Below are 22035 nucleotides of genomic sequence, written 5' to 3' on the forward strand. Positions count from 1 at the left end.
CACACTTCCGCTGATACCGGCGCGGCCCCGGGGTTGATCAGAGTCCGGCCGCGGAGTCGTACCGGCGGCGTAGATCGGCCATCTCGGACGGCTCCAGCGCCTCCTTCTCCGCCAGCTCCGCGTACTTGGCCGGGAACATCTGCCGCAGCCGGTCGATGAACCTGGTGTCCTCGGTCGCCTCGACCACCTGGATGTCGGCGGGTTCGGTGGACATGTCGATGATCACCGGGCCGGCCAGTTTGACCGCCCAGTCCCACGGGCGCCCCTGCTCGGCGACCCCGCAGAGGTGGAAGCCGTAGACCGTCCGAACGTCGGCGAGCACGGTGACCTCGGCCGGCTCGTAGCCGTAGACGTGCACTCCGCAGATCACCGCGGGCTTGGTCTCTTCCCCGTTCGTCACCTGCTGGATGTCGTGCCCGGCGTGGTTGTGCTGCTCCGGGTCCGCCTCCTCCAGCGTGGTACGCATCCAGTTCGTGATCTGCCCGTGCAGGTCCGGCGGCTCCGATTTCGACGTGGCCGAGTTGACCAGCACGACGGCACCTGTCGACACCACCAGCAGGATCGCCGCCGCCCACACGTAGCGGTGCCGGAACCACCTTGCGAAACTCTCCCGGGAAATCATGATCGCTTCTCACCTCGTCGCCGGTTCTGTGCGTTGCGGACCGCTGGGACGCCTCCGGCGCGTCGACGCTCGACCATCTCGGTCGACGCGAAGACAGCAGCCGGTGATACGACCGGTGGACCACCGTGCCCGGGTAGGTGTGACCGGTGAAGTTGGCCCAGGTGAGCGGCGCGCAGGCAGGTGCCCGAGCGATGCGCAACCGGCACTGGGTTGCTCCCGTGCTGGCCGTGCTCAGCGCGTTTGCCCCCGCGCTGCGGCGATATGAGTCATTCCAACACGCTTGGGCCCCATCCGGCAACATCGACGACCCTCGACGGTCTCGGCGCGGGCAGGCCCCAGCTTGCGGCATGTCGGGCCATCCTCGGGACAGCAGGGCCCGACATGCCGCATGTCGGGCCAGCTTGGGGGTCAGTTCGGGCGCAGGGTCCAGATGACGGTCATCTCCGAGGTCGGCTTGCCCTCCTCGGTGGCGATCTCCACGCGTACCGGAAACTCGGGTCGCTCGCCGGCCTCCAGTTCCGCGACCACCTCGGCCGGCGCGCGGCCGAGCCGCGCCGTCGCCCGCACCGGGCCCAGGGCGAGCTTGCGGTACGCGATCTCCGCCCGCACCGCCAGCGGCGTGGCCCGGTCGAGCAGGTGACCGAAGGCGGCGAGCACCACCGCACCGGAGGCGGTCTCCCCGAGGGTGAACATGGCCCCGGCGTGCGGGCCACCGATGTGGTTGTGGGTGGCCGGCGAGTCGGGCAGCCGGACCACCGCCCGGACCGAACCCTCCGCCTCCGGGGCCACCTCGACGAATTCGAAGCCGAGCGTACGGGCGAAGGGCACCGCCTCGAGCATGCCGGCCGCCACCTGCCGCGAGTCGATAGTCATGCCGCCAAGCTACCCGCCAGTAACTTCGTCAGGCAAGGAGCGAACCGTGGCAGGGGTCAGCGCCAGCCGACGTCGATGCGGTCGCCGCGCTCGTCGAAGAAGTGCAGGGCGTCCATGCGTACCTGGACCGCGAGCGGGTGGCCGGCGGTGACGGCAGGGTACGGGGCGAGCCGGACCGCGAGTTCGGCCGGGCGGCGGTGGTGCCGGCCCGGGTCGTGCAGCACGCTGGTCCGGGTGCCGTTGGTCGCTGGTGTCGTCGACTCGCTGGCCCGGCCGGTGATCCGCTGCATCACCTGGCCGAACCGGCGCAGGCCGCGCTGGCCGGGCGGCGCGTCCGCGTCCCCCGGGGCGCCGATGTCGTCCACCATGATGGCGGTCGCGCCGATGTCGAGGAAGGCGAGCGACTCGTGGCCGTGGTGTTCCAGGTAGCGGATCCGACCCTGGAGCACGTCACCGGGGGTGTCCGGGGCGACCGGGGTGAGCGCCTCGGCTCGCATCCCGACCACGATCCGCTCGCCGTGGTAGTGCGCCACGGCCCGACTGCGGATGTCGTCCCAGGGCAGGTAGAGCGCCTGTTCCCCGAGCGTCAGGGTGACGTAACGATCGAGGTGGACGTAGACCGACGCCTCCAGCAGGTTCATCCGGGGGCTGCCCAGGAACGCGGCCACGTAGAGGGTCGCCGGCCGGCCGTACACCTGGGTCGGGGTGCCCACGTCCTGGAGCACACCCTTGCGCATGATGGCGACGCGGTCGGCCATGGTCAGCGCCTCGGCCTGGTCGTGCGTCACGTAGACGGTGGTGACCCCCAGCTCGCGGGTCAGCCCGGAGATCTCCGCCCGCAGCTCCGCGCGCAACCCGCTGTCCAGGTTGGACAGCGGCTCGTCCATCAGGAACAGCCCCGGCCGGCGGACGATCGCCCGGCCCATCGCGACCCGCTGCCGCTGGCCACCGGAAAGCTGGCTGGGACGTCGGGCCAGCACGTCACCGATGCCCAGTGCGCTGGCCACGTCGGTGACCCGCTCGCCGCGCGGGGTCGGCTCGACCCCGGCCAGCTTGAGCGGGAAGGCGATGTTGTCGTTGACGCTCATGTGCGGGTAGAGCGCGAAGTCCTGGAAGACCATGGCGATCTTCCGCTCCCGGGGCGGCAGGTCGTTGGCCAGTTCCCCGTTGAGCATCACCGCGCCGGAGGTCGGGTCCTCCAGGCCCGCGACCATCCGCAGCACCGTCGACTTCCCACAGCCGGACGGCCCGAGCAGCACCATGAACTCACCGTCCTTCACGTCCAGGTTGATGCTGTCGACCGCGACCGTGCCGTCGCGGAAAACCTTCGTGACGTCCTTGAGTGCGACGGTGGTCACCGTCTCCTCCCCACCTCGTCCACGGAATCCCGAATGACTGTGGCCAGGATCATGCGGATGGCACATCGGGTAAACGTGCCATGTTTGAATCGTGACAGACCTATTACGTTCCATCGATTAGCGGCGATTGTGCGGAACTTCCAACTCAGGCCGGGTTCTCCCCGAGGAACACCCGGCGCACCACCCGCTCGGCGGCGCGCCCGTCCTCCAGGGCGCAGAACCGCTCCCGGAAGCGGGCCCGGGCCCGCTCGGCGTCGGGTGCGCGCAGCGCACCCGAGCGGAACACGTCGAGCAGCTCGGTGAAGGTCCGGGCCACCGGTCCGGGCGGCTCAGCGACGATGTCCAGGTAGACGCCCCGGGTCAACCGGTAGGCGTCCCAGTCGGGCGCGTAGAGGACGATCGGCCGGTCCAGGACGGCGTAGTCGAACATCGCCGACGAGTAGTCGGTGACCAGCACGTCGGCGGCGAGGTACAGGTCCTCGACCCGGGGATGGGCACTGACGTCCAGGACGCGACCACGGGCCGCCGCAGGCGGTCGTTGCCGGTTCCGGTCCTGGAAGTAGTGACTGCGCATCAGCAGCAGGCCGGCGGGGCCGAGCGCGTCCAGGAAGCGCTCCGGGTCGAACGGCGGCCGGTACCGGGGCAGATGCTCCCGGTGGGTGGGCGCGTACAACACGACCTGCTCACCGAGGCCGGCGTCGAACTCCGCGCGCAGCCGCAGCACCTCCTCGGCGGTCGCGGTGACCAGCCGGTCGTTGCGCGGGTAGCCCACCTCCAGTGTGGTGTACCCGGCCGGATAGGCGCGTTCCCACATCTGGGTGGAGAAGCTGTTCGAGGTGACGCTGTAGTCCCACCGGTCCACCCGGCGCAGCAGGCCGGCGAAGTCCATCCCGCCCGCGCCCAGCGGATAGCGCTGCTGGTCCAGCCCCATCACCTTGACCGGGGTGCCGTGGTGGGTCTGCACGTGCACCGTGCCGGGTCGCTTGCGTACCGAGTCCGGGAAGTTGACGTTGTTTATCAGCCATCGGGCCCGCGCCAGCGTCCGGTGGTACGCGGGCGTGCCCGCGACCACGTACTCCACCCCCTCGGGCAGGGTGTGCACTCGGTCCCGCCGGACGATCCACACGCCGCGGACCTGCGGTGCCAGCCGGCGGGCCGCTTCGTAGATCGCGGCGGGATTGCAGGCGTAGCCGCGGTACCAGTAGGCGGCATAGACGGCCAGGTTGTCCTCGACCGGCCGGCGCCGCTCGGCCCGCTGGTACTGGCGCAGCGCCGCGTCACGGGCCCGCCGCACGCCGAGCCGGGCTGGTGGCAGCACCCGTCGGCGGGTCCGGCCGGCCAGCCGGCGGGCGGCTTCCCCCGCCCGGCTCGCGGCTCGCAACGCGCTGAACGTACGCCACTGACCGGCCGCCACCAGCCGGTGCTTGAGCCCTTCGACCCCGCTCGGCACCCGGTGCCCGTCGAGCGGTCGGAACCGGGCGTGCTCGATGGCGACCCGGGCGAAGAAGGTCGGCCGCAGCTCCGGCCCGATCCGGTCGCCGTTGCCGAGCACCACCAGGTAGTGCCACATCATCCGCTCGAAGATCGCCGGCCGCAGCTGCTCGGCACCGAACCGGTCGAGTTCCCGGAACACCCGGTGCCACTGCTCGAACACGTCGAAGTGACGCTCGCCGCGGGTTCTCGTGATCGCCCCCGCCCGCCGCTGCCGGTAGTTCAGGCAGACCTGGTCCAGCACGCCGATCCGGTCGGCGGCCAGCAGCACCGGATAGCTGAACGAGACGTCCTCGTACCAGCCGGGTGCGAAGCGCAGCCCCACGTCGGTCAGGAACTGCCGGCGGACCAGCCGATTCCACGCGGTGTGCAGCAGTTTCACCGTCTCCGGCCGCTCGACCAGCCGGAACGTCGCCGGCCCCGGCGGTACGGGGAAGACCTCGGCCATCGCGCTGCGGGTCACCGTGTCGTCCCAGTGTGCGCGTACGTGGTCGACCAGCAGCACGTCCGGCCGGGTCTCGCGCAGTCGGGCGGCCACCTCGACCAGGCAGTCCGCCGTCAGCCAGTCGTCGCCGTCGACGAACCAGAGGTACTCGCCGGTGGCCCGGTCCAACCCGACGTTACGCGCCGGTCCCAGCCCGACGTTGCGCTCCAGTCGTACGGCGGTCACCCGCTCGTCGCGCTCGGCGTACTCGGCGAGGATGTCGCCGCTGCCGTCGGGCGAGCAGTCGTCGATCCCGATCACCTCGATGTCGGCGACCGGTTGGGCGAGGATCGAGTCCAGGCATTCCCGCAGGTAGCCCTGCACCCGATAGGCCGGGACGACGAAGCTGACAAGCGTCATCGTCCCGGCTCCTCCTCAGTGCGTCGCGCGACCTCCGGCACCCGCCGGCACCCGTGTGGCCCGGGCCGGCCGGACGAACCAGGCCAGCACCACGCTCGCCACGAAGAGCACCAGAAGGTAAGAACCGAGTGTAGTCAGACCAATACTCACGATTCCGGCGATCGTCGCCACTGCCAGCACCACCGATCGCCCCTCCCAGCCCAGGGTGGCCGCGTGCAGCGGCGGTGCCGGTTGCCGTTTCTCCAGCCGGGCGACCAGATCGTAGTGGTGCAGGGTGAGCACGAAGAGGTACCCGAAGATCAGCCAGAGGGGTGCTCCGCCGATCAGCCCGACCGCGATGGCGAACAGGAACTCGGCCGCCCGCAGCGCCGCCGGCACCAGCCAGTCCAGCGGCCCGTTGTGGGCCGCCCGCGCCCCGGCCGCGCCGGCCAGCAGCACCAGCAGCGCCACCGGCACCGCGACCCACGACACCGCCGGCAGGCGGAGCACCAGCCCGAGCAGGAGCAGGATCGCCGCACCGAGCGCCGCCACCACCGCGAGCGCCAGCGGCCCCGGTCGCCGCAGCACCGGTAGCCGGGCGGCCAGCGGACCGTCGTCGCGGTGCAGGGTCGCGTCCAGCGTGTCCAGCACCGGCACCCACATCCAGCGGGCCCGCAGCGTACGCAGCCCACCGGTGTACGCGAACGCCAGCGCCCCCCAGGTCAGCACCGCCAACAGCGCGATCCGCTGGTCGAACAGCGCCACGGCCAGCGAGATCAACGCCCACCGTTCCCCGATCGGGAAGACCACCGTGCGCTTGAGCCAGTACGACACCGAGCCGGTGTCCGCCTGCACCCGGGTCGACGCCGCGTTCAGCCGGTCACCGATGCCCCCGCCCCCGCCGCCGACGCTCTTCGGCCGGCGCGCCGCCTCGTCGTGTAACACGCCGTACCACGCGTCGGTCATGTGCCGCACGGTCTGCATGGTCATCGCGGCGATCGCGAGGGCCCAGCCGTACCGGAACCCGGCCTGGGTCGCGCCGAGGCCGAGCCCCGCGTAGACGAGGTACTCCTTCGCCCGGTCGGCCATCGTGTCCAGCCAGCCGCCCCAGGCGCTGAAGTTGCGGGTGTACCGCGCCAGCTGACCGTCCACGCAGTCCAGCACGAAGCCGAGGTAGAGCAGCACCGCACCGACCACCAGCAGCGGCCGGCCACCGGCGGCGAACAGCGCCGCCGCGGCCACCGCGAAAGCCACCGACACCATGGTCACCGCCGTCGGGCTCAACCCCAACCGGGCGCAGGCCTTGGTGACGTACGGCGACCAGGTGCTGACGAAGTAGGTGGTGACGAAGTCGTCCTTCTCCTTCACCGACAGCCGCAGCTCGGCCCGGTCCTCGTCGACCGCGGCCACCGCCGCCTCCGCCCGGCTCAGGCCGGTGGCCTCGTCGACCCGGTGCGCGACGAGCAGGCGTACCCGGTGCGCGAAGACCAGCGCACCCTGCCCGGTGAGGGCGGCGAAGAGCCGGTCCACGGCGGGCCCGGCCGCCGCGTCCGGCCGCTCGACCGGCCGGGTCGACTCGAACAGGTCTACCGGGACGACTCCGGCCGGTAGCCGACCGGCGGCGACCGCACGGGCGGCGGCCACCAGCGCCGACACGTTCTCCCGACCCACCCGCACCGCGCCACCGAAGGTGCCGGTGGCCGCGCCGCCCGCCAACTGCTCGGGGCGGCCCGCCTCGACCACCTGGCCGCGCTCCTCGCGCAGCACCGTGCGACCCTCGGTGGGCGGATCGGTGAGCACCAGGGCCACGGTCGGCCCGACCGGGCTGGTCAACAGGTGCCGCAGCACGGCCGTGTGCGCGATCAGGTCGACCCCGCTGACCACCACCGGACCGTCGGCCGAGCCCGCCAGATCGGCCAGTTCGTCAAGGTCGGCAACCACCCGTACCTCGCTCGCGCCGGCCCGGTGCCACTGGTCGGCCAGCCGGTCGCCAATCGTCTCGCCGGTCTCCGTCGACAGGCTCGCGGCCGGTGATCCGGCGGCGAGCACGATCGCGAGGGTCACCGCGGAACCGCGTCGTGGTACGCGGCCAGCGCCTCGGCGATCGTGCCGTCGACGCTCAGCCGGCCCGCGTCGAGGAAGAGCCCCCGACGGCAGAACCGGGTCAGATCCTTTTCGTTGTGTGACACCAGCACCAGAGTGCGCCCCTCCCCGAGCAGACGATCGATGGTCGTGTAGCACTTCTTGCGGAACTCGGCGTCGCCGACCGCCGTCACCTCGTCCATCAGCAGGATCGGGTGCGGCAGGTGCGAGATGATCGCGAACCCGAGCCGCACCTTCATGCCGGACGAGTAGTGCCGCACCGAGGTGTCGATGGCGCGTTCCACCTGCTCACCAGCGAACGAGACGATCTCGTCGAAGTGCCGTTTCAGGTAGCCCGACGACAGCCCGTGCAGGCCGCCCACCAGGTAGAGGTTCTCCCGCCCGGTCAGGTCGTTGGAGAAGCCGGCGGAGAGTTCGAGCAGCGGCGCGACGTCGCCGTCGACCCGGATGCGACCTTCGTCGGGGATCAGCACCCCGGCGATCAGCCGTAGCAGGGTGCTCTTGCCGGTGCCGTTGCGACCGATCACCCCGACGGTCTCCCCCGGCGTGACCGAGAAGGAGACGTCGCGCAGCGGCCAGAACCGGCCGTCGGAGGCACCCCTCGTACCCCGGTGGATGAACAGCTCCCGCAGCCGCAGCTGCCGGCGGCGGTTGCGGACGAACCGGATGCCGAGGCCCTCCGCCTCGATGATCGGCCCACCCATCAGAGTTCCTTGAGCACGGCGGGTTCGAGCCGGCGGAACGCCCACCAGCCGGCCACGAGCAGCAGCAGGCTGGTACCGATGGTGGTGGCGAGCAACCGGGCATCCGGGAACTCGTCCGGGTACCACACCGCGTGGTGCAGTTGGAAGATGCCGACCAGGGGGTTGAGTTCGTAGCTCACCCGGAGCCAGCCCGGCAGGCCGGAGTCGCGGACCAGGCTCAGCGGGTAGATGATCGGCGTGGCGTAGAAGAGCACCCGGATGACCAGGCGCATGAACCGCTCCACGTCGCGCATCAGCACGTTGAACGCGGACAGCAGCAACGCCAGCCCGATCAGCAGGATCGCCTGCACCAGCACCGCGAGCGGCAGGGCGAGCAGCGACCAACCCGGTTCGATCCGGCCCTGTGCCGCGTACCAGACCGCGATGGCGACGAGGATCGGCAGGCCGGCGGCGTACTCGGCGAAGCGGCCGGCGACCCGGCCGACCGGGAAGACCTGCCGGGGCACGTTCATCGTGGTGATCAGCCGGGCCTGGCCGGTGAGCGCGTGGGTGGCCTCACTCAACGCCGAGCTGGTCCACATCCAGGCGAAGATCCCGGTGATCAGGAACAGCGGGTACGACCCGGCGGCCTCGCCGAGATGCCGGTTGGTGTCGCGGGAGTAGAGCACGCCGAAGACGAACCAGTAGATCGCGCCCATGCCCAGCGGCTCGATCAACGACCAGAGGTAGCCCAGCACCGACTGCTGGTACTTCACCGCGAGGTCGCGCCGGACCAGGATGCGCAGCGAGCCGCGGTGCGACCACAACGCCCCGACGCCAGAGGTCACCGCCGCCTCCCGCCTGCTGAACGGACGACAGGTTAGCAGCCGGTGAACGCCGCCCGACGAGCACTCAGCACTCGATCACGTTGACGGCCAGGCCACCGCGCGCCGTCTCCTTGTACTTGATTTTCATGTCGGCACCGGTCTCCCGCATGGTCTTGATGACCTTGTCGAGCGAGACGGCGTGCACGCCGTCCCCGCGCAGCGCGAGCCGGGCGGCGGTGATCGCCTTGATGCTAGCCACCGCGTTGCGCTCGATGCACGGGATCTGCACCAGGCCACCGACCGGGTCGCAGGTCAGACCCAGGTTGTGCTCCATGCCGATCTCGGCGGCGTTCTCCACCTGGGCCGGCGTGCCGCCCAGCGCCTCGGCCAGGCCGGCGGCGGCCATCGAGCAGGCCGAACCGACCTCGCCCTGGCAACCCACCTCCGCGCCGGAGATCGACGCGTTCTCCTTGAACAGCACCCCGATGGCACCGGCCGCCAGCAGGAACCGCACCACCCCCTCGTCGGAGGCACCCGGCACGAACCGCGTGTAGTAGTGCAGCACCGCCGGAATGATCCCGGCCGCCCCGTTGGTCGGCGCGGTCACCACCCGACCACCGGCCGCGTTCTCCTCGTTCACCGCCAGCGCGAACAGCGTCACCCAGTCCATCACGTGCAACGGGTCGGCGAGCGCAGCCGCGGTCGGGGCGGTGGCGTCGGCCTCCAGGCTGCGACGGAGTTCGGCGGCGCGACGGCGCACCTTCAGGCCACCGGGCAGGGTGCCGTCGCGGGTGCAGCCGCGCTCGACGCACTCCCGCATCACCCGCCAGATGTCCAGCAACCCGGCCCGGACGTCCGCCTCGGCCCGTCGGGACACCTCGTTGGCGAGCATGATCTCGCTGATGGACAGCCCGGTCGTGGCGGTCACGTCGAGCAGCTCCGCGCCGGTGAGGAACGGGTACCGGACCGGCGTGCTGTCCGGCTTGATCCGGTCCGCCCCGGCCGCCGCCTCGTCCACCACGAACCCGCCACCCACCGAGTAGTAGGTACGCGTCCGCACCTCGGCCCCGCCCGCATCGTACGCCGAGAAGATCATCCCGTTCGGGTGGTACGGCAACGACCGGCGACGGTGCAGCGTCAGGTCCCGTTCTGGGTCAAAGTCGATTTCGTGCGTACCCAGCAGGGGCAGCCGGTGCTCCGCCCGGATCCGGCCGACCCGCCCCTCGACGCTGTCCGTGTCGACCGTCTCGGGCGCCTCGCCCGCGAGGCCGAGCAGCACCGCCCGGTCGCTGCCGTGCCCGTGCCCGGTGGCGCCGAGGGAACCGAACAGCTCGGCCCGTACCCGGGCGGTGTCGGTGAGCAGACCGTCGGCCTTGAGTCCGGCGACGAAGGTACGCGCCGCCCGCATCGGCCCCACCGTGTGTGAGCTGGACGGCCCGATACCCACACTGAACAGGTCGAACACGCTGATCATTACTGTGCCTTCTCGCCGTCGCCGGGGTTACCGGTCAGCGGCCGGTCGTGGTCGGCTCCGTACTGCGAAGCCGACCCGGTCGTGGCCGGTCTCCGGTACGGTCCGGCCCTGGTGACGCCCGGGTGAGGGCGTCCGACCAGCGAGCCTACTATCTGGTCCGCGACCGTGACCGACGTGCGAGTGCGCTGTCGAGCTGACGGCGCAGACGAATCACCCCCGGGATGGCGCGGACGGTTCGCCGCGACCGTCACCGCCGAAGAACATCTCTCCCCTTGGCGTCGCAGTTGTCCTCCCTCGGCGTCGCAGTTGCCCTGATTCCGGGCGGTAGGCGTCGTCCGGAACCCACGCGGGTAAGCACCTACGGGTCAGCGGGGTGGCCTTCCTCCTCCCGACCGAGGGCGGGGCGGCCATCCGTCTCTAGCGTTGATTCCAGCAGCGGCGGAACGCCGCAGAGGGGAAGTGACACGAATGAGCCGCAAACTCGTCCGGCCCCGCCAGGGGCGCATGCTCGCTGGTGTCTGCGCCGGCCTGGCCCGGCGCTTCGGCACGTCGGCCGGGATGATCCGGCTGCTGTTCCTGCTGTCGCTACTGCTCCCGGGCACCCAGGTGATCGTCTACCTGGCGCTCTGGATCATCATGCCCAACGAGGACCGCCACCTGGCCACCAGCCACTGACCCCCACCCACACACCCCGCCCACCGCCGCCGAGAGCGCAACTTCAGGGTTGTTGCTGTATCCGGCGCGCGGCAGGCGACAACAACCCTGAAGTTGCTGCCGCCTGGCGGCGCACGGCGGGGGGTGGGGTGGTCAGGGGGCGATGTAGGTGACGGTGACCTGTTCGAAGCCGAGCGAGCGGAGCAGCCCCTCCAGCATCTTGCGGGTGTTCTCCTCGGCGCGGGCGTTCAGGCCGCTGTCCCGGGCGGCCGCGGTGATCCGGTCCTCGGCCAGCCGGTAGACCTCCTGCTGCCGGTTCGGGTCACCGCGGATCAGGTCACCGACGCGGTTGAGCAGGCCGCGTTCCTCCGCGAAGACGTAGCTCTTCTCCAGGTCGAGGTTGGTCTCGGCGAGTTGCGGCGCCGGCAGCTTGATCTCGACCGACTTGCCGTCGGCCGACTGCACGATCGCCCCCTCGGTGAGGGTGGTGAAGTCGACGTACGCCTCGACGCTGCCCGACCCGACGAACAAGGTCCGCTGGTTGAGCAGCCAGTCCGGCACGTTGCGCCGGTCGTTCTGCAGGTCGACCACGACCTGGAAGTTGCCCTCGGCGGCCACGTAGCGGCTGAGGTCCTGCATCGACTCCAGCAGCGCGGGCTGCGTGCGGTCGGTCTGTTCCTTGGCGAACGGGTTGCGGAACTCGGGCAGGAGCCCGGTGGTCTGCACGCCGAGCAGCACCACCACCGCGAGCGCAGCGGCGCCGAGCACCCAGAGCAGGGCGCGGACCGCTCCGCCGCCCGAGCGCGGAGCAGGCGGTGGTGTGTCCGCGTCGTCCGTGAGCACATCGCCCGACCGGTGGTCGGTAAACCTGCTGGTGGGCTCGTTGATGTCGCCGTCGCGTGCCATCGCCCTCACCGTCCTCGTCAGACGCCGTCTCTGGTGATGACGGTAAGCCCAACCTACGACAGCCGCTCGCCGAGCCCGTCAGATGAACGGGCCAGGTTCAGGTGAACGCCGAGACGCCGGTGAGCCGCTGCCCGACCACCAGCTGATGGATCTCCGAGGTGCCCTCGTAGGTCAGCACGCTCTCCAGATTGTTGGCGTGCCGCATCACCGGATAGTCCCCGGAGACCCCGTTGGCGCCGAGGATGGTCCGGCACTGCCGGGCGATCGCCAACGCCTCCCGTACGTTGTTCAGCTTGCCGACGCTCACCTGTTCCGGGCGCAGTCTTCCGCCGTCGGCCAGCCGGCCGAGCTGAAGCGCCAGCAGGTAGCCCTTGTTCCACTCGACCGCCATGTCGGCGAGCTTCGCCTGGGTGAGCTGGAAACCGGCCAGCGGCCGACCGAACTGGGTGCGGGTCGTCGCGTACGTCAGGGCGGTCTCCAGGCAGTCGCGGGCCGCGCCGAGCGCGCCCCAGACGATGCCGTGCCGGGCCTCGGTCAGGCAGCTCAGCGGCGCCTTCAATCCGGTCGCGTCGGGCAGCCGCGCGTCCGCCGGCAGCCGCACGCCGTCGAGGGAGATCTCCCCGGTCGACGAGGCGCGCAGCGACATCTTCCGGGTGATCTCCCGCGCCGTCACCCCCGCCGTGTCCATCGGTACGACGAAACCCCGGACGCCCTCGTCGGTGCGTGCCCAGATCACCGCCACGTCGGCGATCGGTGCGTTCGTGATCCACATCTTGCTGCCGTCGAGCACCCAGTCGTCGCCGTCGCGGCGCGCCCGGGTGGCCATCGAGGCCGGGTCGGAGCCGTGATCGGGCTCGGTCAGCCCGAACGAGCCGATCGCCTCGCCGGCCGCCATCGCCGGCAGCCAGCGCTGCTTGTGCTCCTCGCTGCCGTAGCGCCAGATCGCGTACATGGCCAGCGAACCCTGCACCGAGACCAGCGACCGGACACCCGAGTCACCGGCCTCCAGTTCCAGACAGGCCAACCCGTACGCGACGGCCGTCGAGCCGGCGCAGCCGTACCCGGTCAGGTGCATGCCGAGCAGGCCGAGCTTGCCGAACTCGCGGGCCAGTTCGCGGGCCGGCACCTGGCCGGCCTCGTACCAGCCGGCGACGTGCGGACGGACCAGATCGTCGACCACCCGGCGCACGACGGCGCGGATCGAACGCTCCTCCTCGGTCAACGACCCGTCCAGGTCGAGCAGGTCGACGGGGGTCACTCGACCGCCTCGGCGAGCACGAGCACCCGGGCGTGGATCTGGTTGCGCTGTTGCAGCGCGGCACGCAGTGCCCGGTGCAGGCCGTCCTCCAGGTAGAGACCGCCGTTCCACTGCACGACGTGCGGAAACAGGTCACCGTAGAAGGTGGAGTCCTCGGCGAGGAGCTTGTCCAACGCCAGCTCGCGCTTGGTGGTGATGAGCTGGTCCAGGCGCAGTGGGCGGGGCGGAATCTCCGCCCACTGCTTCAGAGTCAGGTTGTGTTCCGGATAGGGACGCCCGTCCCGGACCGCTCTGAAGATCACGACGGACGCTCCCCTCCCCCGGCCGGGCCGGTACCACGACACCGGGCCGGGTCGCGGTACGGCGCCGCGACCTGCGGCGCCGATGACCGTGCCAGCGTAGCCGGACCCCGCACCCCACGTTCTGTTCCCTGATGCCAGTTTCGCGACCGGTCGTCCGGTTCTCAACCGGACGAAACCACCGGTTCGGGTCAGCTCCACCGCCCCCGCCGAACGACCTCGTCCACCGGACGGCGTCCGCGACGCAGCGACGGTGACCGGTGGTCGGCCGCTCGATAACCGACAGTGAGGGCACCGATCGGGTGGTACGCCTCCGGCACACCGAACGCCTCCCGATAGGACTCCAGTCGCTGCGGTGGAATGCCGAAGAAACAGGAACCCAGCCCCTCGTCCACGGCGGTGAGCATCATCAGCAACGCGGCGAAGCCGGTGTCGACGAACCAGTAGGGCACCGGCCAACGATCCGTCGACCGGTCCGCCCAGCCCTTGTCGGGCTCCGCGTACCGCTCCAGGTAGACCGAGCGGTTGGCGTGCGGCACCACGATCAGCGGGGCCCGCCGCATCCCGGTCAGCCAGCGCTGCATCCCGCCGCCCTCCGGGGTGCTGGCCGCCCAGAACCGCTCCCGGTCCTCCGGCGACTCCAGCACCAGGAAGCCCCAGCCCTGCGAGAACCCGGCCGACGGGGCGCGCACCGCGTGCTCCAGCAGCCGTTCCAGCACCTCCGGCGGGACCGGCCGGTCCGGGTCGTAGTTGCGCACCATCCGGCGCCGCCGGACCACCTCCGCGAACTCCACGCCGTACTCCTCACTTGCCCGCCCGGTCGACGACCGGACGTCAGACACCGGGCCGGATGCCCCAGCTGCCGCGCCAGGTGTCGCCCGGTGCCAGGGTGATGAGATCCCGACCCGACCGGAACGCGTCCGGCGGGCAGGTCATCGGCTCCACCGCCACCGACCGGCGGAACCGCTCGCCGGTGAGGGTGTCACCGGTGAAGACCTGCCACCAGCCGAACTGGTCGTCGGCCCAGATCCGCAGCCCGGCCGAGGCGCCCGGCCCGGTCAGCGTCACCGAGGAGCCTCCGTCGTCGTCCCGGTTCACCTGCCCGAAGGCGAGGTCCAGGACCGCGTCACCGATGCGCCGCGGCTCGGTGTAGTCGTACTCGGTGCCGGCCACCACGGCCGCGCCGACCGGCAGCAGCCGACCGTCCAGCAGCAGCCGGGTACGGCCGGGTACGCGCAGGGCGATGTCCTCCACGGACACCCCCGGCAGTCGCAGGTACGGGTGCACGGAGAAGCCGAAAGGCACCGCCTCGGTGCCGACGTTCGTGACCTCGTGCTCGGCACGCAGCCCGTCGGCGCCCACGCTCCACCTGGTACGCAGCCGCAGCGGCCACGGGTATCCGGGCTGCGGCAGCAGGTCGTAGCCGACCGTGACCTCGTCGGGTTTCTGCTCGATCAGGTGCCACGACGCCCAGTTCACCAGGCCGTGGATGGCGTTGTGCCGCTCCGGCTCGGTCAGGTTCAGCTGCCGTGACTGGCCGCCGAAGGTGTAGACGCCGTCGCGGATCCGGTTCGGCCAGGGTGCCAGCACCTGCCCCGCCGAGCCCGGGCACACCTCGTCGGTGGCGTACCCGTCGAGGTGCTCGACCCCGTCCTGGCGGTAGGCGCGGAGCCCGCCGCCCACCTCGACGATGACCGCCTCGTGACCGGCGGCGGAGATGCTCCACTGGGCTCCCGAGAGGGGAAGCGGATCGCGGCTGTCCATGTCGCCAGACCCTAGCCGCCGACGCCGTTGTCCGCTCGCCGCGGTCGGCGGCCGGCGTCGGGCTCGTTCCCCTCGGCTCCGATCGGCGGCCGGTAGCGGGTCAGCGCCGGGAACGCCACGGCGAGCAGCACCGCGAGCACCGCCGCCGCGACACCGCCACCGACCCAGGCCACCCCGCTGCCGAAGCCGGCCGCCATCGCACCGGCCCGCAGGTCGCCCAGGCGCGGACCGCCGGCCACCACCACGGTGTTGACGCCCTGGAGCCGGCCGCGCATCCGGTCCGGCGCGTAGACCAACAGCAGCGACTGCCGTACCACCGAGCTGACCAGGTCGGCGGCCCCGGCCAGCACCAGCAGGACGACCACCAGCCAGAGCTGGCCGGCCAACCCGGCCAGCGCCACCGCGACACCCCAGCCCACCACGGCGAGCACCAGCACCAGCCCCTGCCGACGGACCTGGCCGATCCAACCCGAGACCAGGCCGGCGAGCAGCGAGCCGATCGCGATGGAGCTGTACAGCCAGCCCACCGCCGCACCGCCACCGAACCGCTCGGTCGCCACCTCGGGAAAGAGGGCCCGCGGGAAGGCGAACACCATCGCGATCAGGTCGATGGCGAAGGAGAGCAGCAACACCGGACTGCCGGCCAGGTACCGGACCCCGTCGACGATGCTGCGCAGCCCCGCCTGCCGGCGCCCGCCGTCGGGGTCGAGCTCCGGCGGCATGGCCGGCAGCCGCAGTGCCGCCCAGACCAGCGCGACGAGCAGCGTCGCGTCCACCGCGTACGCGACCGGCAGCGCCACCCCGAGATCCCAGATCGCCAGGATCAGGCCGGCGGCCAGCGGCCCGAGGACCGCGGTGGCCATGGCGGTGGTGAAGTTCAACGTGGTGGCCGCCGGCACCAGTTCGGCCGGTACCAGCCGGGCCACGAGCGCACCCCGGGCCGGCCCGGAGATCGCGAACGCCACCGAACTCAGCGCCACCAGGGCCAGCAGCAGGATCGGGCTGCCGACGCCGAGCAGCGCCTGGGCCAGCAGCCCCAGCACGGCCACCCAGAGCAGGACGGAGCCGCCCAACAGCACCCGCCGCCGGTCGATGGCGTCGGCGACCGCGCCACCCCAGAGCCCGAAGACCAGCAGCGGTACGAAGGCGGCGACGCCGAGCAGACCGACCCAGAGGGAGTCCTCGGTGAGCGCGTACATCTCCACCGGCACCGCGACGGCGGTGAACTGGAAACCGAACATCGCGATGGCGTTGCCGAGCCAGAGCCGCCGGTACGCCGGCACCCGCAGCGGGCGTAGATCGATCGCCCAGCGGCGCTGCTCGCGCGGCCGGTCGGTGCTGGCAACTGTCACGGGGCCAGCCGCTCCACGACCCAGCCCGCGTCGGTACGGCGGAACCGCAGCCGGTCGTGCAGCCGGCTGGCCCGGCCCTGCCAGAACTCGACCGAGTCGGGAAGCACCCGCAGCCCACCCCAGTGCGGCGGCGCGGGGATCGGGTCCACGTCGGCGAAGCGCTCCGCCGCGGCCCGGTAGGCGTCATCGAGGGCGGCCCGGTCCGGCAGCACCGACGACTGGGCGCTGGCCCAGGCGCCGAGCTGCGAGCCACGCGGCCGGCTGGCGAAGTACGCCTCCGTCTCGGCCCGGTCGAGTCGTTCCACCGGGCCGGCGACGATCACCTGCCGCTGCATCGGGAACCAGGGGAACAGCAGGCTGGCGTACGGGTTGGCGGCCACCTCGGCGCCCTTGCGGGAACCGTAGTTGGTGAACAGCACGAAACCCTCCGGGTCGTACCCCTTGAGCAGCACCGTCCGGGCGCTCGGCCGCCCGGCGGCGTCGGCGGTGCCGAACACCATGGCGTTCGGCTCCGGCAGCTCGGCGGCGACCGCGTCGGCGAACCACCTGTCGAACTGGGCGTGCCAGTCGGCGGCCAGTCCGCTCTCCGTCAGGCCGGATTCGGCGGCGTACTCGTGCCGCATCCCGGCCGGCACCGGTGTGTCCCCCATCACGCTCCCGCTCCTCCCCCGTGGGGCCGGTACGCGCCCGGCGACCAGCCCGTCCGGCCCAGTCTTATCGATGCCGGACGGGGACCGGCAAGCGGGATGTCGCCAGCAGCACATTGACAGCGTCTCGCGCACCCGGTCCCCAGCAGGCAAGATGTCACGAACACATCCCTGAGGGTCGCCTAAGGCGCTCACCCGGCCGGGGCCGGGGCACCGAGCCCGGGCGGGCGCACCGACCACACACCAGGAGTAGTGAGATGGCCGACTTCAAACCCGGACTTGAGGGCGTCGTAGCCTTCGAAACCGAGATCGCCGAGCCCGACCGCGAGGGCGGTGCGCTGCGCTATCGCGGGGTCGACATCGAGGACCTGATCGGCCAGGTCTCCTTCGGCAACGTCTGGGCGCTGCTTGTCGACGGCCGCTTCGGCCCGGGCCTGCCGCCGGCCGAGCCGTTCCCGGTGCCGGTGCACTCCGGCGACATCCGGGTCGACGTGCAGTCCGCCGTCGCCATGCTCGCCCCCTACTGGGGTTTGCAGCAGATGCTGGACATCTCCGACGAGCAGGCCCGCGAGGACCTCGCCCGGGTTTCGGTCACCGCACTCTCCTTCGTCGCCCAGTCGGCTCGCGGCCTCGGCCTGCCGGCGGTCCCGCAGAAGGAGATCGACAAGGCGGAGACGGTCGTCGAGCGCTTCATGAAGCGGTGGCGCGGGGAGCCCGACCCCCGGCACGTCAAGGCCGTCGACGCCTACTTCATCTCGGCCGCCGAGCACGGCCTGAACGCCTCCACCTTCACCGCCCGGATCGTCGCCTCCACCGGGGCCGACGCCGCCGCCTGCATCTCCTCGGGCATCGGCGCGCTCTCCGGCCCGTTGCACGGCGGTGCGCCGTCGCGGGTGCTGACCATGCTGGAGGCGGTCGAGCGCAGCGGCGACGCGGAGGGCTACGTCAAGGGCGTGCTCGACCGGGGCGAGCGGCTGATGGGCTTCGGCCACCGGGTCTACCGGGCCGAGGATCCACGCGCCCGGGTGCTCCGCCGCACCGCCCGAGAGCTGGGTGCCCCGCGCTTCGAGGTCGCCGAGGCCCTGGAGAAGGCGGCCCTCGCCGAGTTGCAGGCCCGCCGGCCGGACCGGGTGCTCGCCACGAATGTCGAGTTCTGGTCCGCCGTGGTGCTCGACTTCGCCGAGGTACCGGCGCACATGTTCACCTCCATGTTCACCTGCGCCCGGATGGGCGGTTGGAGTGCACACATCCTGGAGCAGAAGAAGCTCCAGCGGCTGGTCCGTCCCTCGGCCCGCTACGTCGGCCCCGGCACCCGCAAGCCGCACGAGGTCGACGGTTGGGACGCCGTCCCGCACGACGTCTGATCTGCCGCGACAGGGCCTCTCCGCCGGATGGTGGAGGGGCCCTGTCCGACTGTTCGGGCCTCGGCAGGCCGCCGGTAACGGCCGGTCGGCCGGGCGGCCGACGGGAAGGACGGTCCGCAGGCGGGCGCCGACAGGCCGTGGGCGACGGGCCTTGGGCGACGGGCCTTGGGCGACGGGCCGTGGGCGACGGGCTGTGGCGGACGCCTCAGCGTTCAGGGTGGGACCAGCGCCCGGACCGGCGGCGACGGGTGGGAGGATGAAGTCCGGCAGCGCTGCCGGACGGGCTCCGACCCGGCAACGCCGTGCGACCGCGCACGCGTCCGCCGTCGGTCCACGCCCATTCTGCTCACCCGGGCCCCGACCCATGCGGAAGGATCTTGAAAACCGTGGCTGACGCACCGACCATCCGGATTCCCGACGAGATCAAGCCCGCCGACGGCCGATTCGGCTGCGGGCCGTCCAAGGTCCGTCCGGCGGCGGTCTCCGCGCTCGCCGAGGTGACCACCAGCTACCTGGGCACCTCGCACCGGCAGAAGACCGTCCGCGACCAGGTGGCCCGGTTGCGCTCCGGCATCGCCCAGTTCTTCTCCCTCCCCGAGGGCTACGAGGTGATCATCGGCAACGGTGGCACCACCGCATTCTGGGAGGTCGCCGCGTTCGGCCTGATCCGCGACCGCGCGCAGTTCGCCAGCTTCGGCGAGTTCGGTGCCAAGTTCGCCAAGGCCGTCAAGGACGCGCCGTTCCTCGGTGAGCCGACGGTCCGCAAGTCCGACGCGGGCAGCGCCCCGGCCCTGGTCGCCGAGGCGGGCGTGGACGTCTACGCCACCCCGCACAACGAGACCTCGACCGGCGTGGCGGTGCCGATCGGCCGGGTGGCCGGCGCGGACCCCGGCTCCCTGCTGCTGGTCGACGCCACCTCCGGTGCCGGTGGGCTGGAGGTCAACGTGGGCGAGACCGACGTCTACTACTTCGCCCCGCAGAAGTGCTTCGGCTCCGACGGCGGGCTCTGGCTGGCCCTGATGTCACCGGCCGCGCTTGAGCGGGCCGCCGAGGTCAAGGCCTCCGGGCGGTACATTCCGGCGTTCCTCGACCTGGTCACCGCGATCGACAACTCGCGGCTGGAGCAGACCTACAACACTCCGGCGCTGGCGACCATCTTCCTGGCTGCGGAGCAGACCGACTGGATGAACTCCCAGGGTGGTCTGGCCTGGGCGGCCAAGCGCACCGCCGAGAGCGCCGCGATCGTGTACGGCTGGGCCGAGCGCTCGTCCGTCGCCACGCCGTTCGTCACCGACCCGGCACTGCGCTCCAACGTGGTCGCCACCATCGACTTCGCCGACGGGGTGGATGCCGGGGCGATCGCCAAGGCGCTGCGCGCCAACGGCATCGTCGACACCGAGCCGTACCGCAAGCTGGGCCGCAACCAGCTGCGGGTGGCGCTCTTCCCGGCTGTCGAGCCGGCCGACGTCGAGGCGCTCACCGCGTCCATCGACTACGTCGTCGAGCGGCTGTAGGACCGCCGACCCGGTCTCGTCACGGGCCCGGCACCCGATCGGGTGCCGGGCCCGCGCCGTGGGATGCCTCGGTAGGCCTCCGGCACACGCCTGCTCCCGGCACCACTTCGGACCGGGTACCACGGCACTGTCCGCCGTCGACAGCTGACCCGTCACACAGCGGCGGAGCAGGCGGATCCGCCGCTTGTCCGGGCGTGGCGTCTCCCGCCCGGGGACGGATGGGCGTACCGTGGAGCGCAACGCCCCGGGTGGCCGGCTCGTGGCGTACGGCCAGCGAAGCGGGACGGAGGCAACGCGATGCGCCCAGTACGCTTCGTCGCCCTCTCCGAGGACGGCCAGGCCCTGGTGCTCGCCGACGAGGTCGGGCGGCTGCTCGCCCTGCCGTTGGACGAGCGTATCGCCGGAGCGCTGCACGCCGAGCCGGGTACGCCCACGCTCGCGGTGGCACCGGCCGCCGCCGACCCGGTGCCTTCGCTGTCTCCTCGGGACATCCAGGCCCGGATCCGCTCCGGTGAGTCCGCTGAGGACGTCGCCCGGATCGCCGGCGTCCCTGTCGATCGGGTGCTCCGCTACGCCGGGCCGGTGCTCCAGGAGCGCGCGATGCTCGCCCAGCACGCCCGGCGCACCCGGCTCAAGGGTGCCGAGAAACCGACGCCGCTGGCCGAGGTGGTCAACGGTCGGCTCGCCCAACACGGGATCGACACCGAGAAGATCTCCTGGGACGCCTGGCGTCGCGACGACGGCACCTGGCGGATCGTCGCGACCTGGCCGTCCGGCAAGGCCACCGCTCAGGCGGTCTGGGATCTGGACAAGACCCGGCAGTCGGTCGCCCCGCACGACGACATGGCGCAATACCTGTGCGCCGAGCGCCCGACGCCGATCCTGGGCCAGGAGCCGGCACCGGAGCGGGGCGGCCACGCCCTGCCCGGCCCGTCGCGTGGCGAGCCGAGTCGCGGTGGACACGGGCTGCCCTCGCCCGCCGAGTCGGGTCGCGCGGGTCGTGACCCGATCCGCGCCGGCCGCGACGCGCTGCTCGCCTCCCTCGACCGGCCACTCGGTTCGACCACGGGCCGTGGGCTCGAACCGCGCACACCGGCCGCGCTCGCGGGCGGTCCGGACACGCAACGCCAGCGGGCGGTTGGCGGGGGCGCCGCGGCGCTGCTCGGTGGCGGTCAGGGCTCGGCGTTCGACGACGACGCGGACGCGCCCAAGGAGGTGCCGGCCGTGCCCTCGTTGGCGGTGCTGCGTCCGCGCCGGACCAACGCGCCGGCCGCTGGTGCCACCGAGTCCGGCGAGGCCGGCGGCAAGCCGCGCAAGCGGCTGCCCAGCTGGGACGACGTCCTCTTCGGCACCGGCCCTGCGGCCCGCGAGTCCTCCTGACCCGCGGGCCCTGTGCCCGTAGCCCCTGACGGATCTCAGAGGGGCCAGGTGGCGAGTTGGTGGTAGCTCGACGAGGGCCCGGGCCGGCTCTGCACAAGCATCAGTTCCCTGGCCGGCCAGGGCGGGCCGAGGTAGCTGTCGAGTGCGGCCAGGTCCGCCTCGATGTCGGCGTGCGGCACCCGGTCACCCGGACGGGCGATGGTCAGGTGCGGTCGGAACGGCTTCTCGTCGCCGGGGAACCCGGCCGCGGTCAGTCCGGCGCGTACGGCGCCGGCCAGCGCTCCCAGGCGGGCGACATCGCCGCGTACGTCGACCCAGAGCACCGTGCTTCGGCCCCAGCCGAATCGACCACCGCCGCCCAGCCGCAGCACCGGCGAGCCGTCACACCCGCCGGGCGCCTGCGCCGCGGCACCGCCGCGAGCAGCCGCCACGGTGCGTGAGAGGACCTGCCGCAACTCGGCCAGTCGCGCGGGATCGACCTCGCCGACGAAGGCGAGCGTGAGATGGGCCTTCGTCGGGTCGACCAGCCGGACGTTCGTGCCGGCGGCCGAGGCCGCCGCCAGGCGTAACCCGGCCAACCGGGTGCTCAGGTGCGCGATGGCCTCGGCCGGTGGGTAGATCGCGATGAAGAGCCGCACCTGTC

The 22035-nt window shown here is 71.9% G+C and carries 20 protein-coding genes; 4 read left to right on the top strand and 16 right to left on the bottom strand.

Features of this window, described 5'->3' with window-relative positions; genetic code table 11:
• Positions 1 to 37 precede the first annotated feature (37 nt).
• The 8 genes from O3597_RS22640 to O3597_RS22675 all read right to left on the bottom strand — a co-directional run bounded on the left by O3597_RS22640 (position 38) and on the right by O3597_RS22675 (position 10254).
• Entirely contained in the window at positions 38 to 622 is a 585-nt protein-coding gene (locus O3597_RS22640; RefSeq protein ID WP_281602332.1) for a hypothetical protein, read from the bottom strand.
• A gap of 408 nt (positions 623 to 1030) precedes the next feature.
• A complete protein-coding gene (locus O3597_RS22645; protein ID WP_164446391.1) occupies positions 1031 to 1495 on the bottom strand; it encodes a DUF4442 domain-containing protein in 465 nt (154 codons plus the stop codon).
• Between the two features lie 56 nt (positions 1496 to 1551).
• Positions 1552 to 2853 (bottom strand): ABC transporter ATP-binding protein, encoded by a 1302-nt coding sequence (locus tag O3597_RS22650; protein WP_164446392.1) that lies wholly within the window; start codon positions 2851 to 2853, stop codon positions 1552 to 1554.
• A gap of 145 nt (positions 2854 to 2998) precedes the next feature.
• Positions 2999 to 5188, bottom strand: coding sequence for a bifunctional glycosyltransferase family 2 protein/CDP-glycerol:glycerophosphate glycerophosphotransferase (locus tag O3597_RS22655; protein WP_281602333.1), 2190 nt, complete (start codon positions 5186 to 5188; stop codon positions 2999 to 3001).
• Between the two features lie 15 nt (positions 5189 to 5203).
• Positions 5204 to 7186, bottom strand: a complete 1983-nt coding sequence (locus O3597_RS22660) for a DUF5941 domain-containing protein (protein ID WP_281604616.1) — start codon at positions 7184 to 7186, stop codon at positions 5204 to 5206.
• Between the two features lie 41 nt (positions 7187 to 7227).
• Positions 7228 to 7974, bottom strand: a complete 747-nt coding sequence (locus O3597_RS22665) for an ABC transporter ATP-binding protein (RefSeq protein WP_164446395.1) — start codon at positions 7972 to 7974, stop codon at positions 7228 to 7230.
• The gene (locus O3597_RS22670; RefSeq protein ID WP_281602334.1) at positions 7974 to 8801 is read right to left on the bottom strand and encodes an ABC transporter permease; all 828 of its coding nucleotides are present in this window, start codon (positions 8799 to 8801) and stop codon (positions 7974 to 7976) included. The genes O3597_RS22665 and O3597_RS22670 overlap by 1 nt, the downstream gene beginning before the upstream one ends.
• 64 nt (positions 8802 to 8865) lie before the next feature.
• On the bottom strand, positions 8866 to 10254 hold the full coding sequence (locus tag O3597_RS22675; RefSeq protein ID WP_281602335.1) for an L-serine ammonia-lyase: 1389 nt from the start codon (positions 10252 to 10254) through the stop codon (positions 8866 to 8868).
• Positions 10255 to 10722: 468 nt separating this feature from the next.
• Here O3597_RS22675 and O3597_RS22680 point away from each other — a divergent pair, with 468 nt between their 5' ends.
• Positions 10723 to 10929: a PspC domain-containing protein gene (locus O3597_RS22680; protein WP_164446398.1), complete on the top strand. Its 207-nt coding sequence runs from the start codon at positions 10723 to 10725 to the stop codon at positions 10927 to 10929.
• Positions 10930 to 11061: 132 nt separating this feature from the next.
• Here the strand turns inward: O3597_RS22680 and O3597_RS22685 are convergent, their stop codons facing one another.
• The 7 genes from O3597_RS22685 to pdxH all read right to left on the bottom strand — a co-directional run bounded on the left by O3597_RS22685 (position 11062) and on the right by pdxH (position 17137).
• The gene (locus tag O3597_RS22685) at positions 11062 to 11814 is read right to left on the bottom strand and encodes a DUF4230 domain-containing protein (RefSeq protein WP_281602336.1); all 753 of its coding nucleotides are present in this window, start codon (positions 11812 to 11814) and stop codon (positions 11062 to 11064) included.
• Positions 11815 to 11911: 97 nt separating this feature from the next.
• Positions 11912 to 13072, bottom strand: coding sequence for an acyl-CoA dehydrogenase family protein (locus O3597_RS22690; protein ID WP_281602337.1), 1161 nt, complete (start codon positions 13070 to 13072; stop codon positions 11912 to 11914).
• Positions 13069 to 13374 carry a type II toxin-antitoxin system VapB family antitoxin gene (locus O3597_RS22695; RefSeq protein WP_111214238.1) on the bottom strand — a complete coding sequence of 102 codons (306 nt, stop codon included), beginning with the start codon at positions 13372 to 13374 and terminating at the stop codon, positions 13069 to 13071. Before O3597_RS22695 ends, O3597_RS22690 begins: the two co-directional genes overlap by 4 nt.
• A 188-nt stretch (positions 13375 to 13562) precedes the next feature.
• Positions 13563 to 14165, bottom strand: coding sequence for a nitroreductase family protein (locus O3597_RS22700; protein ID WP_281602338.1), 603 nt, complete (start codon positions 14163 to 14165; stop codon positions 13563 to 13565).
• Positions 14166 to 14205: 40 nt separating this feature from the next.
• Positions 14206 to 15135, bottom strand: coding sequence for an aldose 1-epimerase family protein (locus tag O3597_RS22705; RefSeq protein ID WP_281602339.1), 930 nt, complete (start codon positions 15133 to 15135; stop codon positions 14206 to 14208).
• A gap of 11 nt (positions 15136 to 15146) precedes the next feature.
• Positions 15147 to 16487: an MFS transporter gene (locus O3597_RS22710; RefSeq protein WP_281602340.1), complete on the bottom strand. Its 1341-nt coding sequence runs from the start codon at positions 16485 to 16487 to the stop codon at positions 15147 to 15149.
• Positions 16484 to 17137 carry a pyridoxamine 5'-phosphate oxidase gene (gene pdxH, locus O3597_RS22715; protein ID WP_281602341.1) on the bottom strand — a complete coding sequence of 218 codons (654 nt, stop codon included), beginning with the start codon at positions 17135 to 17137 and terminating at the stop codon, positions 16484 to 16486. Before pdxH ends, O3597_RS22710 begins: the two co-directional genes overlap by 4 nt.
• A 254-nt stretch (positions 17138 to 17391) precedes the next feature.
• Between pdxH and O3597_RS22720 the strand changes: the two genes are divergently transcribed.
• From O3597_RS22720 to sepH, 3 genes are all read left to right on the top strand, one after another.
• Positions 17392 to 18498, top strand: a complete 1107-nt coding sequence (locus O3597_RS22720) for a citrate synthase 2 (RefSeq protein ID WP_164446404.1) — start codon at positions 17392 to 17394, stop codon at positions 18496 to 18498.
• Between the two features lie 386 nt (positions 18499 to 18884).
• Positions 18885 to 20012, top strand: coding sequence for a phosphoserine transaminase (gene serC, locus O3597_RS22725; RefSeq protein ID WP_269740176.1), 1128 nt, complete (start codon positions 18885 to 18887; stop codon positions 20010 to 20012).
• Between the two features lie 297 nt (positions 20013 to 20309).
• Positions 20310 to 21392 carry a septation protein SepH gene (gene sepH / locus O3597_RS22730; protein ID WP_269740177.1) on the top strand — a complete coding sequence of 361 codons (1083 nt, stop codon included), beginning with the start codon at positions 20310 to 20312 and terminating at the stop codon, positions 21390 to 21392.
• A gap of 35 nt (positions 21393 to 21427) precedes the next feature.
• Here the strand turns inward: sepH and thpR are convergent, their stop codons facing one another.
• The gene (gene thpR / locus O3597_RS22735; RefSeq protein WP_281602342.1) at positions 21428 to 22030 is read right to left on the bottom strand and encodes an RNA 2',3'-cyclic phosphodiesterase; all 603 of its coding nucleotides are present in this window, start codon (positions 22028 to 22030) and stop codon (positions 21428 to 21430) included.
• Positions 22031 to 22035 lie beyond the last annotated feature (5 nt).

Source organism: Verrucosispora sp. WMMA2044, from assembly GCF_027497155.1.
Classification (GTDB): domain Bacteria; phylum Actinomycetota; class Actinomycetes; order Mycobacteriales; family Micromonosporaceae; genus Micromonospora; species Micromonospora palythoicola.

Excerpts from the sequence above, each read along its gene's own strand:
- O3597_RS22645 (WP_164446391.1), bottom strand. The coding sequence starts at position 1,495 with ATGACTATCGACTCGCGGCAGGTGGCGGCCGGCATGCTCGAGGCGGTG.
- O3597_RS22665 (WP_164446395.1), bottom strand. The coding sequence starts at position 7,974 with ATGGGTGGGCCGATCATCGAGGCGGAGGGCCTCGGCATCCGGTTCGTC.
- O3597_RS22685 (WP_281602336.1), bottom strand. The coding sequence starts at position 11,814 with ATGGCACGCGACGGCGACATCAACGAGCCCACCAGCAGGTTTACCGAC.
- O3597_RS22640 (WP_281602332.1), bottom strand. The coding sequence starts at position 622 with ATGATTTCCCGGGAGAGTTTCGCAAGGTGGTTCCGGCACCGCTACGTG.
- pdxH (WP_281602341.1), bottom strand. The coding sequence starts at position 17,137 with ATGGGGGACACACCGGTGCCGGCCGGGATGCGGCACGAGTACGCCGCC.
- O3597_RS22655 (WP_281602333.1), bottom strand. The coding sequence starts at position 5,188 with ATGACGCTTGTCAGCTTCGTCGTCCCGGCCTATCGGGTGCAGGGCTAC.
- sepH (WP_269740177.1), top strand. The coding sequence starts at position 20,310 with ATGCGCCCAGTACGCTTCGTCGCCCTCTCCGAGGACGGCCAGGCCCTG.
- O3597_RS22680 (WP_164446398.1), top strand. The coding sequence starts at position 10,723 with ATGAGCCGCAAACTCGTCCGGCCCCGCCAGGGGCGCATGCTCGCTGGT.
- O3597_RS22705 (WP_281602339.1), bottom strand. The coding sequence starts at position 15,135 with ATGGACAGCCGCGATCCGCTTCCCCTCTCGGGAGCCCAGTGGAGCATC.
- O3597_RS22675 (WP_281602335.1), bottom strand. The coding sequence starts at position 10,254 with ATGATCAGCGTGTTCGACCTGTTCAGTGTGGGTATCGGGCCGTCCAGC.
- O3597_RS22720 (WP_164446404.1), top strand. The coding sequence starts at position 17,392 with ATGGCCGACTTCAAACCCGGACTTGAGGGCGTCGTAGCCTTCGAAACC.